The following is an 11990-nucleotide window of genomic DNA, read 5'->3' on the forward strand; positions in this document are numbered from 1 at the left end:
GCAAGCTCCCTCGCCACAGAGGAAATGCCAGATCGATAGACTGTGGCTGTTTGCCGCACTTTTGCCTGCCAGCCCCCGTGCTTGGTTATACTCCGTGCGATCCGCCTGGAGCGCTCATCAGGAGAGCTCATGCTCGCCCCCGTTCAAATCACTTCCGCCACTCGCCAGAACCTCTGGCGGCTGACGTTCATCCGCACTTTAGTACTCGCCGCTCAGGCCGGTTCCGTGGGCCTGGCCTACTGGTTCGATCTGCTGCCGTTGCCGTGGGTGCAACTGGCGATGACCCTCGGCTGTTCGATGCTGTTGTGCGCGTTCACTGCGGTTCGCCTGCGCACCTCGTGGCCGGTCACCGAGCTGGAATATGCCCTGCAATTGGCCTGCGATCTGTTTATCCACAGTGCCCTGCTGTATTTCTCCGGCGGCTCGACCAACCCGTTTGTCTCCTATTACCTGGTGCCGCTGACCATCGCCGCCGTGACGTTGCCGTGGCGATATTCGGTGATTCTGTCCGGGATCGCGCTGGCGCTTTATACGTTGTTGCTGGCGCGGTTCTATCCACTGGAAACTTTCCCCATCGCCCGGGAAAACCTGCAGATCTACGGCATGTGGCTGAGTTTTGCCCTTGCCGCAGCGGTCATCACCTTCTTCGCCGCGCGCATGGCTGAAGAGCTGCGCCGTCAGGAAGAACTGCGCGCCATCCGTCGTGAGGAAGGCCTGCGCGACCAGCAATTGCTGGCCGTCGCGACCCAGGCCGCGGGCGCCGCCCACGAGTTGGGTACGCCGCTGGCGACCATGAGCGTGCTGCTCAAGGAAATGCGCCAGGACCATCCCGACCCGCTGTTGCAGGACGATTTGAGCGTGTTGCAGGATCAGGTCAAACTCTGCAAAGAGACCTTGCAGCAACTGGTGCGCGCCGCCGAGGCCAATCGCCGCTTGGCCGTGGAGATGCAGGACGTCACCGACTGGCTCGACGAAGCGCTGAACCGCTGGCACTTGATGCGCCCGGAAGCCAGTTACCGCTTCCAGCGCCTGGGCCAAGGCACGGTGCCGCGCATGGCGCCGCCGCCAGATTTGACCCAAGCCTTGCTGAATTTGCTGAACAACGCCGCCGATGCGTGCCCCGAAGGGTTGCAGGTGACGCTGGACTGGAATGCCGAAGACCTGACCATCAGCATTCGCGACCACGGCGCCGGTGTGCCGCTGGCCATTGCCGAACAGATCGGCAAGCCGTTTTTTACCACCAAGGGCAAAGGTTTCGGCCTGGGCCTGTTTTTGAGCAAGGCCAGCGTGACACGCGCCGGCGGCTCAGTGAAACTCTACAGTCATGAGGAAGGCGGCACGCTCACCGAGCTGCGCCTGCCCCGTGTCGCCCGAGGAGACGAACATGAGTGACGAGATCCAAGTTGAAGGCGAAGAACTGCCGCATTTGCTGCTGGTAGACGACGATGCCACCTTCACCCGCGTGATGGCCCGCGCCATGGCCCGCCGTGGTTTTCGCGTCAGCACCGCCGGTTCTGCCGAAGAGGGCCTGGTCATCGCCCAGGCCGACATCCCGGATTACGCCGCGCTGGACCTGAAAATGGACGGCGACTCGGGCCTGGTGTTGCTGCCCAAACTGCTCGAGCTCGACCCGGAAATGCGCGTGGTGATCCTCACCGGTTATTCGAGCATCGCCACCGCCGTCGAGGCGATCAAGCGCGGCGCCTGCAACTACCTGTGCAAACCGGCCGACGCCGACGACGTGCTGGCCGCGCTGCTCTCCGAGCACGCCGACCTCGACACCCTGGTGCCGGAAAACCCGATGTCGGTCGACCGCTTGCAGTGGGAACACATCCAGCGCGTACTGACCGAGCACGAAGGCAACATCTCCGCCACTGCCCGCGCCTTGGGCATGCACCGCCGCACGCTGCAGCGCAAACTGCAAAAGCGTCCGGTCCGCCGCTGAACGGTTGCTGAACGATTATCGCCAGCCCTCGCGATTACCCGAACCGATCATCTATGATCGGTTCGTGTGTGTTCTTTTCTTTATCGAGCCTTTTCCATGAATCAGAACGCTGAGTATTCCGCGGTCAACGATGCTGTGCGCGGGCAGTTTTTTCGAAAAGTCTGGGCGATGATTACGCCTTACTGGCGCAGCGAAGAGAAGGTCAAGGCCTGGACGCTGCTGATTGCGGTGATTGTGTTGTCCCTGGTCAGCGTGGGAATCTCGGTATGGTTCAACACCTGGTACAAGGATTTTTACAACGCGCTGCAGCAAAAAGACGAAGCGGCGTTCTGGCGGCTGATTCTGTATTTCTGCGGAATTGCGGCGGTGGCGATTGTCGGTGCCGTGTACCGGCTCTACCTGACCCAGATGCTGACCATTCGCTGGCGTGCCTGGCTCACGGAAAAGCATTTCGCCCGCTGGCTCGGCAACAAGAATTACTACCAGCTGGAGCAGGGCGGTTACACCGATAACCCGGACCAGCGGATTTCCGAAGACCTCAACAATTTCACCTCCAATACCCTGGAGTTGGGCATCGGTTTGCTTCGCAATATTGTCAGCCTGGTGTCGTTCTCGATCATTCTGTGGGGCGTGTCGGGCAGTATCGAAGTGTTTGGTTTTACCATTCCCGGCTACATGTTCTGGTGTGTGCTGGTGTATGCCGTGGTCGGCAGCTGGCTGACCCATTTGATCGGTCGTCGCTTGATCGGCCTCAACAACCAACAACAACGCTTCGAAGCCGACCTGCGTTTTTCCATGGTACGGATTCGCGAAAATGCCGAGAGCATTGCGCTGTACAACGGCGAGCCCAATGAAAACCGTCGCTTGAGCAACCGCTTCGGGATGGTCTGGCACAATTTCTGGGACATCATGAAGGTGTCCAAGCGTCTGACGTTCTTTACTGCAGGTTACCAACAGGCGGCCATCATCTTTCCGTTCATCGTCGCTTCGCCGCGTTACTTGGCCGGCAAGATCGAACTCGGCGAGCTGATGCAAATCAGTTCGGCGTTCGGCAATGTGCAGGAGAGTTTCAGCTGGTTTATCAGCGCGTACCAGAACCTCGCGTCGTGGCGGGCCACTTGCGATCGTCTGCTGAGTTTCCGCCAGGCCATGACCGACAACGAAGAGCGTGCGCCGGCGATCGATGTGCAGAATTCGGGTACGGAATTGAAAGTGCACAACCTGGGCCTCGATCTGGCCGACGGTCGTCATTTGCTGACCAACGCCGACATGACCGTGGAGGAGGGCGAACGCGTCATGCTCAGCGGTCGTTCCGGCAGCGGCAAGTCGACCTTGCTGCGGGCGATGGGGCACTTGTGGCCGGCGGGGCATGGCAGCATTCGTCTGCCAGCGGCGCGTTACCTGTTCCTGCCGCAAAAGCCGTACCTGCCGATTGGCACGTTGCGCGAGGCGCTGAGTTATCCACAGGCCGGCGAGACCTATCCGCACGAACGTTATGTGCATGTGCTGGAGACTTGTCGGTTGCCGCACCTCGTTGCGCGGCTCGACGAAGCCAATCACTGGCAGCGTATGCTGTCGCCGGGTGAGCAGCAACGCCTGGCCTTCGCCCGCGCGCTGCTTTACGCACCGCAGTGGCTTTACATGGACGAAGCGACGTCGGCGATGGACGAAGAGGATGAGGCTTCGCTGTATCAGGCGTTGATCGATGAGATTCCGGGGCTGAGCATTGTCAGCGTCGGGCATCGCAGCAGCCTGAAGCGTTTCCACCCACGGCATGTGCGCATTGAAAATGGTCATCTGGTGGACCAGGCCGTGATCGCATAAACACCACCGCCCCTCCTGTGGGAGGCGAGCCTTTGTGGCGAGGGGGCACGCCCCTCGCTACAAAAGTCCGCTCCCAAAGGGATAGTGTTCGCTGACGGTGATCGTACAACCGCGTTGAGCTATGATGCGGTTTCAGCCGCAATTTTCGAGACAGACGTTTACCATGGAAAACCCGATCGACGCACCACGCCTCCCTCGCAAGCGCCGCAGCCTCGCACAGGAATTGGTGACGGTGCTGTCCGAGCAGATCCGCGACGGTCACCTCAAGCGCGGCGACAAATTGCCCACCGAGTCGGCGATCATGGATGCCCATGGCGTCAGCCGCACCGTGGTGCGCGAGGCGATTTCCCGTTTGCAGGCGGCCGGGCAGGTGGAAACCCGTCACGGCATCGGCACCTTCGTACTCGACACTCCGAGCCCGAGCGGTTTCCGCATCGACCCGGCGACCGTGGTCACCCTGCGTGATGTACTGGCGATCCTGGAGCTGCGTATCAGCCTCGAAGTGGAATCCGCCGGCCTCGCCGCACAACGCCGCAGCCCGGAACAGTTGGCCTTGATGCGCGCCGCGCTGGACGCGTTGAATGAAAGTGCCGCCCACGCCAGTGATGCCGTGGCGTCCGACTTCCAGTTCCACCTGCAAATCGCCCTGTCGACCGGTAACCGCTACTTCACCGACATCATGACCCACCTGGGCACCAGCATCATTCCGCGCACGCGCCTCAACTCCGCGCGTCTCGCCCATGACGACCAGCAGCACTACATGAGTCGTCTGAGCCGCGAACACGAAGAGATTTATGACGCGATTGCGCGCCAGGATTCAGATGCGGCGCGGGCGGCGATGCGGTTGCATTTGACGAACAGTCGAGAGCGGCTGCGCCATGCGCATGAAGAGGCTGAGGCGCAGCGGGGGTAGGTTTCTGGCTGAAGGATTTGTTGTAGATCGTTCCCACGCAGAGCGTGGGAACGATCAGGTGAGTGGCTCAGCCCGTTCTCAGGATCGAACGATCCACCCGCACCGCAAAATCAGTAGCCCCCTGTTTGGCATCGAACGCCACATACCCATGGTCATCCACCACCGCCCAAGCAATCGGCTCGCCTTTGGACAACAACTCCAACGGCGCTCCCTTCAGCGATTGCCCCGAAGCCAATTCCAGTTTCAATTTGATAGTCATCATCGATCTCCTTATCACGCCACGTTGCCAGTGGGTTTGTAGTCCTTGAGCAGCAAGTACGTGCTCCAGCCCCACCAGTCATCGACGGTGGCGGTGTCGTTCAGGTTGTTGACGTCCTTGCGCCGTAGCACTTTGTTGCCTTCAACCCGGAACAGCGGTGAAAAGTTGTTCGCCGGATTCAATACGGCTTGCAGATCCGGGGTCTTTTTCAAGGCGCCAAAGTTGCCGGGAACTGTGGCGGTGCCGCTGAGATACGCCGCAAACACTTCGTCCGCTGACATCTGCACCGCCTGATTCACTTGGACGCGATTGGCGCTGGAGAGGGCGTCGAAGTAGCGTTTGTCGCCGTACCCACGCCAGTGATCGCCGTTGCCGTTGCGCACATTGAGGCCGAACTTGCTGTCTTCGTCGTGCATGAAGCGGGTAATCAGTGAGCCCAGATCGCTGGGGGTGACCACCGCAGCCAACTGCTTACGCGGTACTCGCAAATGGCCGGCAGAAAACAGGTCGGTCAGGTAGTGATCGGCAAACGCGTTCATCGCGTAGGCCAGTTCCAGTTGCTTTTCATCGTTGCTGCTGTGAGCCTTCACCGCTTGTTGCAGGGCTGCCGTGTGCCCGGCGATATAGGCCAGCAGCGCCCATTCGGCGAAGTGGTCAGCATTGTTGGCGGCCAGTTTCAGATAGCGTCCCAAGGGAAAAAGCGCCGAGACGAAACTGCCGCCGCCGGTGATTTTGTTCCACTCTTCGGACAACGTATCTCCGAGGGCGTCATACGCCTCGTGAGGCTGTTTACCGTCCTTGATCGCCTGTTTAACGGCGGCGATTTCCTTCTGCATGACGCCGAGGATCAGCTTGGCTTCGGCATTGGACGCGGGTAGCACCGCCAGCGAATTGAACGCGTTGGTAAAGCGCTGGATGCGATCGGCAGGGGTGGCGCCGTCGCTGACCGGTTGATCGGGAATGCCATAAAAGTCACCGCCCAGGGCGACGACCTGACCGTAAGTTAGCGCCAGTCCGTTTGGCAGATGCAGCGCTACTTGCGAGGCGGGCACAGCGGGCGCGTCCTTGATGAAACGCAGCAGCGTGCCGTCACCGATGGCGGTGTGCTCGCCGCCCTCGAACCTCAATTGCGGCTTGCCTTTCAAGGCTTTTCCGGAGGGTCGAGGAGCGTCGTGGTGTTCAGCAAGATGCAAAACCAGAGAATCGTTGTCGTTGATGGCAATGCCATTTTCGGTAAAAAGCTCATCCAGGTTAGCGATGACCTGCTTGGGTTTTTCCTGCGGTTGAGTCTGTAGACCTGACATTTCTGGCTCCTTGATATGTCGTCGGTATGATTCAAGATAGCTGTATGTATATACAGCCAATCAGAGCTTAGGTGAGAAACTTCCTACGTCAAGAAAATACCTTTCCGACACAAATTCCGGGCACACCGATGAAATGCAGTTGACGGTTATTATTTAAGTTGTACGATGACCTACAACTCGGCCACAGGCTGAACGCTTTTCTCACACAAACGTCGCTACCCAGGGTGTTCGAATAATGAATCCACAAGAACTGAAGTCCATCCTCTCTTCTGGCCTGCTGTCTTTCCCGGTCACCGATTTCAATGCTCAGGGCGATTTCCATCGCGCTGGCTACATCAAGCGTCTCGAATGGCTGGCCCCATACGGCGCCACGGCGTTGTTCGCCGCGGGCGGCACCGGTGAGTTCTTCTCTCTGGCGGCCAGCGAATATTCGGAAATCATCAAGACCGCCGTCGACACCTGCGAAACCAGCGTGCCGATTCTGGCTGGCGTGGGCGGTTCGACTCGCCAAGCCATCGAATACGCACAGGAAGCCGAGCGTCTGGGCGCCAAAGGCCTGTTGCTGCTGCCGCACTATCTGACCGAAGCCAGCCAGGACGGCGTTGCCGCCCACGTTGAAGCCGTGTGCAAATCGGTGAATATCGGCGTGGTGGTGTACAACCGCAACGTCTGCCGCCTGACCGCGCCATTGCTGGAACGCCTGGCCGAGCGCTGCCCGAACCTGATCGGTTACAAGGATGGCCTGGGCGATATCGAGTTGATGGTGTCGATCCGTCGCCGCCTCGGTGATCGCTTCAGCTACCTGGGCGGTTTGCCGACCGCCGAAGTCTATGCCGCTGCTTACAAGGCATTGGGCGTACCGGTCTACTCCTCGGCGGTGTTCAACTTCATCCCGAAAACCGCGATGGATTTCTACCACGCCATTGCCCGCGAAGATCACGCCACCGTCGGGAAGATCATCGACGACTTCTTCCTGCCGTACCTGGACATCCGTAACCGCAAAGCCGGTTACGCGGTGAGCATCGTCAAGGCCGGGGCAAAAATTGCCGGCTATGACGCAGGTCCTGTGCGTGCACCGCTGACCGATCTGCTGCCAGAAGAATACGAAGCTCTGGCCGCGCTGATCGACAAGCAAGGTGCGCAGTAACACACCCGATTAATAAGGCCGCTGAGCAATCAGCGGCCTTTTGCGTGAGGAGATTGTTGTGGCTGATACAAAGCGTTTCGATAACTACATCAACGGTGAATGGGTTGCGGGCAGTGATTACTGCGCCAATATCAACCCGTCCGAACTGACCGACACCATCGGCGACTACGCCAAGGCTGATCTGGCCCAGGTCCACGCTGCCATCGACGCCGCGCGTGCTGCGTTTCCGGCCTGGTCGACTTCGGGCATTCAGACGCGCCACGATTCACTGGATAAAGTCGGTACTGAAATCCTCGCGCGTCGCGAAGAGCTCGGCACCTTGCTGGCTCGCGAAGAGGGCAAGACCCTGCCCGAAGCCATCGGCGAAGTGACCCGCGCCGGTAATATCTTCAAGTTTTTCGCCGGTGAATGCCTGCGTCTGTCCGGCGACTACTTGCCGTCGGTGCGCCCGGGTGTGAACGTCGAAGTCACTCGCGAAGCACTGGGCGTCGTTGGCCTGATCACCCCGTGGAACTTCCCGATCGCGATCCCTTCGTGGAAAATCGCCCCGGCCCTGGCCTACGGTAACTGCGTCGTGCTGAAGCCGGCCGATCTGGTGCCGGGTTGCGCCTGGGCACTGGCGGAAATCATCTCCCGCGCAGGCTTCCCGGCCGGCGTCTTCAACCTGGTGATGGGCAGCGGTCGCGTGGTGGGCGATGCGTTGGTGCAAAGCCCGAAAGTCGACGGCATCAGCTTCACCGGTTCGGTCGGTGTCGGTCGTCAGATCGCGGTCAGCTGCGTCTCGCGTCAGGCCAAGGTTCAGCTGGAAATGGGGGGCAAGAACCCGCAAATCATTCTCGACGATGCCGACCTCAAACAAGCGGTCGAGCTGTCGGTGCAGAGCGCGTTCTACTCCACCGGTCAGCGTTGCACGGCGTCGAGCCGCTTCATCGTCACCGCCGGGATTCATGACAAGTTCGTCGAAGCCATGGCCGAACGCATGAAGTCGATCAAGGTCGGCCACGCGCTTAAAACCGGCACCGACATCGGCCCGGTTGTCTCGCAAGCCCAGCTTGAACAGGACTTGAAGTACATCGACATCGGCCAGTCCGAAGGTGCACGTCTGGTCAGCGGTGGCGGTCTGGTGACCTGTGACACCGAAGGCTACTACCTCGCGCCAACGCTGTTTGCCGACAGCGAAGCCGCAATGCGCATCAGCCGCGAAGAGATTTTCGGCCCGGTCGCCAACATCGTTCGCGTCGCTGATTACGACGCCGCGCTGGCCATGGCCAACGACACCGAGTTCGGTCTGTCGGCGGGCATCGCCACCACGTCGCTGAAGTACGCCAACCACTTCAAGCGCCATTCCCAGGCCGGGATGGTGATGGTCAACCTGCCGACGGCGGGCGTGGATTACCACGTTCCATTCGGCGGGCGTAAAGGTTCATCCTATGGTTCCCGCGAGCAAGGTCGCTACGCGCAAGAGTTCTACACGGTCGTGAAGACCAGCTACATCGGTTCCTGAAACACGCAATACCTGTAGAAGCCGGCTTGCTGGCGATCGCGTCACCGCGGTGTAAATGACACACCGAGGTGCCTGCATCGCCAGCAAGCCGGCTCCTACAAAAAACATCGTTATTACCCGCATAAAAATAATCAGTGGGAGTACATCTACATGCAAGCGACCAAGCCGACTCACGTCCGCTATTTGATTCTGCTCATGCTTTTCCTTGTGACCACGATCAACTACGCCGACCGGGCCACTATCGCCATCGCGGGCTCCAGCCTGCAAAAAGACCTCGGCATCGACGCGGTCACCCTCGGTTACATCTTCTCTGCATTCGGTTGGGCCTACGTGGCCGGGCAAATTCCAGGTGGCTGGCTGCTGGACCGTTTTGGCTCGAAAAAAATCTACGCATTAAGCATCTTCACCTGGTCGCTGTTCACCGTGCTGCAGGGTTATGTCGGTGAGTTCGGCATGTCCACGGCGGTGGTTGCGCTGTTCATGCTGCGCTTTTTGGTGGGCCTGGCCGAAGCTCCATCCTTCCCGGGTAACGCACGCATCGTGGCGGCCTGGTTCCCGACCGCTGAACGCGGCACCGCTTCGGCGATCTTCAACTCGGCGCAATACTTTGCCACCGTGTTGTTCGCACCGCTGATGGGCTGGATCGTCTACAGCTTCGGCTGGCAGCACGTGTTCATCGTCATGGGCGTGATCGGCATTATCTTCTCGGGGATCTGGCTGAAGGTTATCCACAGCCCGCGCCAACACCCGATGATCAACGACGCCGAGTTCAAGCACATCGCCGACAACGGCGGCATGGTCGACATGGACCAGGACAAAGGCAAAGGCAAGAAGGTCGACGGTCCGAAGTGGGACTACATCCGCCAGTTGCTGACCAACCGCATGATGCTCGGCGTGTATCTGGGCCAGTACTGCATCAACGGCATCACCTACTTCTTCCTGACCTGGTTCCCGGTGTACCTGGTGCAGGAACGCGGCATGACCATCCTCAAGGCCGGTTTCATTGCCTCGTTGCCGGCGATCTGCGGGTTTATCGGTGGTGTGCTTGGCGGGGTGATTTCCGATTACCTGCTGCGCAAAGGGCATTCCCTGACCTTCGCCCGCAAGGCGCCGATCATTGCCGGTCTGCTGGTCTCCAGCAGCATCGTGGCGTGCAACTATGTCGATGTTGAATGGATGGTCGTTGGTTTCATGGCGTTGGCGTTCTTCGGCAAAGGCGTGGGTGCGCTGGGTTGGGCGGTGGTGTCCGACACCTCGCCGAAACAGATCGCCGGTCTGAGCGGTGGCTTGTTCAACACCTTCGGCAACATCGCTTCGATCACCACCCCAATCGTCATCGGTTACATCATCAGCTCCACTGGCTCGTTCAAATGGGCGCTGGTGTTTGTCGGTTGCAACGCACTGGTCGCGGTGTTCAGCTACCTGGTGATCGTCGGTCCGATCAAGCGTGTGGTGCTCAAAGAGCCGCCCGTCAGCGGTCCTGAAACTAATAACAAATTGTCTCAAGCGCATTCCTGAGGAGCGGCGTCATGCAGTTGATTGAACATTCCGACTCGCCGCGCTACATCCGCTTGCACGAGCGGGACAACGTCGTGATCGTGGTCAATGACCAAGGCGTACCGGCCGGCACCGAGTTTCCTGATGGTCTGGTGACCGTGGACTTCGTGCCACAGAGCCATAAAGTCACCCTCGAGGACATTCCCGAGGGCGGTCAGGTGATTCGTTACGGCCAGACCATTGGCTACGCGTTGCAGCCGATTCCTCGCGGCAGCTGGGTCAAGGAAGATCAACTGCGCATGCCCACCGCGCCACCGCTGGACAGCCTGCCGCTGTCCACTGAAGTGCCGGCGGCGCAGGCACCGCTGGAAGGCTATACGTTCGAGGGTTATCGCAATGCCGACGGCACCGTCGGCACGCGCAACATTCTGGGGATTACCACGACCGTTCAGTGTGTGACCGGTGTGCTGGACCATGCGGTCAAGCGCATCAAGGACGAGTTGCTGCCGCTTTATCCGAACGTCGATGACGTGGTGGCGCTGACCCACAGCTACGGCTGCGGCGTGGCCATTACGGCCACCGACGCCTACATTCCGATCCGCACCGTGCGCAACCTGGCGCGCAACCCGAACCTGGGGGGCGAAGCCTTGGTCATCAGCCTGGGCTGCGAGAAATTGCAGGCCGGGCAGGTGATGCACGAGAACGACAGTTCGGTGGATTTGAGCGACCCGTGGCTGTACCGCTTGCAGGATTCGAGTCACGGTTTCACCGAGATGATCGAACAGATCATGGCGCTGGCCGAGACCCGTTTGAAGAAGCTCGACCAGCGTCGCCGGGAAACCGTGCCGGCGTCCGAGCTGATTCTGGGCATGCAGTGCGGCGGCAGCGATGCGTTTTCCGGCATCACCGCCAACCCGGCGCTGGGTTATGCCTCGGACCTGTTGCTGCGTGCTGGCGCGACGGTGATGTTTTCCGAAGTCACCGAAGTGCGCGATGCGATTTACCTGCTGACTTCCCGCGCGGAGACTGAGGAGGTTGCTCAGGAACTGGTGCGGGAAATGGACTGGTACGACCGTTACCTGGCCAAGGGTGAAGCGGACCGTAGCGCCAACACCACGCCGGGCAACAAGAAGGGCGGGTTGTCGAACATTGTCGAGAAGTCCCTGGGCTCAATCGTCAAATCCGGCAGCAGCGCGATCAACGGAGTGCTGGGCCCTGGCGAGCGTTTCAAGCGCAAAGGGCTGATCTTCTGCGCGACCCCGGCCAGTGATTTTGTCTGCGGGACGTTGCAGCTGGCGGCGGGGATGAACCTGCACGTGTTCACCACCGGGCGCGGTACGCCGTATGGTTTGGCGATGGCGCCGGTGGTCAAGGTGTCGACCCGGACCGAACTGGCGCAACGCTGGCCGGACCTGATCGACATCGATGCCGGGCGGATTGCGACCGGGCGCGCTTCGATCGAAGACCTCGGCTGGGAGTTGTTCCACTACTACCTGGACGTGGCCAGCGGCAAGAAGCAGACCTGGGCCGAGCAGCACAAACTGCATAACGACATCACCCTGTTTAACCCGGCGCCGATTACCTGAGACCGCGTCGC

General features: G+C 60.0%; 10 protein-coding genes. 8 read left to right on the top strand and 2 right to left on the bottom strand.

Annotation, left to right across the window (positions count from 1 at the left end; translation table 11 throughout):
- Positions 1–129 precede the first annotated feature (129 nt).
- From K0F88_RS16265 to K0F88_RS16280, 4 genes are all read left to right on the top strand, one after another.
- Entirely contained in the window at positions 130–1392 is a 1263-nt protein-coding gene (locus K0F88_RS16265) for an ATP-binding protein (RefSeq protein ID WP_218398670.1), read from the top strand.
- A complete protein-coding gene (locus K0F88_RS16270) occupies positions 1385–1945 on the top strand; it encodes a response regulator transcription factor (RefSeq protein WP_109627955.1) in 561 nt (186 codons plus the stop codon). The genes K0F88_RS16265 and K0F88_RS16270 overlap by 8 nt, the downstream gene beginning before the upstream one ends.
- A gap of 96 nt (positions 1946–2041) precedes the next feature.
- Complete coding sequence (locus K0F88_RS16275; protein WP_219095705.1) at positions 2042–3769, top strand: ABC transporter ATP-binding protein/permease; 1728 nt, start codon at positions 2042–2044, stop codon at positions 3767–3769.
- Between the two features lie 163 nt (positions 3770–3932).
- Positions 3933–4682: a FadR/GntR family transcriptional regulator gene (locus K0F88_RS16280; protein ID WP_031318393.1), complete on the top strand. Its 750-nt coding sequence runs from the start codon at positions 3933–3935 to the stop codon at positions 4680–4682.
- Between the two features lie 67 nt (positions 4683–4749).
- Here K0F88_RS16280 and K0F88_RS16285 read toward each other — a convergent pair whose 3' ends face one another.
- Together K0F88_RS16285 and K0F88_RS16290 are read right to left on the bottom strand one after the other, a co-directional pair.
- Positions 4750–4941 carry a hypothetical protein gene (locus K0F88_RS16285; RefSeq protein WP_094469128.1) on the bottom strand — a complete coding sequence of 64 codons (192 nt, stop codon included), beginning with the start codon at positions 4939–4941 and terminating at the stop codon, positions 4750–4752.
- Positions 4942–4955: 14 nt separating this feature from the next.
- Positions 4956–6245, bottom strand: coding sequence for a phospholipase (locus K0F88_RS16290; protein WP_219095706.1), 1290 nt, complete (start codon positions 6243–6245; stop codon positions 4956–4958).
- Positions 6246–6480: 235 nt separating this feature from the next.
- Between K0F88_RS16290 and kdgD the strand changes: the two genes are divergently transcribed.
- From kdgD to garD, 4 genes are all read left to right on the top strand, one after another.
- Positions 6481–7392 carry a 5-dehydro-4-deoxyglucarate dehydratase gene (gene kdgD, locus K0F88_RS16295; protein WP_219095707.1) on the top strand — a complete coding sequence of 304 codons (912 nt, stop codon included), beginning with the start codon at positions 6481–6483 and terminating at the stop codon, positions 7390–7392.
- A 58-nt stretch (positions 7393–7450) separates the two neighbouring features.
- The gene (locus K0F88_RS16300; RefSeq protein WP_219095708.1) at positions 7451–8896 is read left to right on the top strand and encodes an aldehyde dehydrogenase family protein; all 1446 of its coding nucleotides are present in this window, start codon (positions 7451–7453) and stop codon (positions 8894–8896) included.
- A gap of 72 nt (positions 8897–8968) precedes the next feature.
- Positions 8969–10414 (top strand): MFS transporter, encoded by a 1446-nt coding sequence (locus tag K0F88_RS16305; RefSeq protein WP_374039720.1) that lies wholly within the window; start codon positions 8969–8971, stop codon positions 10412–10414.
- An 11-nt stretch (positions 10415–10425) separates the two neighbouring features.
- Positions 10426–11979 carry a galactarate dehydratase gene (garD, locus tag K0F88_RS16310; protein WP_219095710.1) on the top strand — a complete coding sequence of 518 codons (1554 nt, stop codon included), beginning with the start codon at positions 10426–10428 and terminating at the stop codon, positions 11977–11979.
- Positions 11980–11990 lie beyond the last annotated feature (11 nt).

Origin of the sequence: Pseudomonas sp. UMAB-40, assembly GCF_900095275.1 — a bacterium.
Classification (GTDB): domain Bacteria; phylum Pseudomonadota; class Gammaproteobacteria; order Pseudomonadales; family Pseudomonadaceae; genus Aquipseudomonas; species Aquipseudomonas mandelii_B.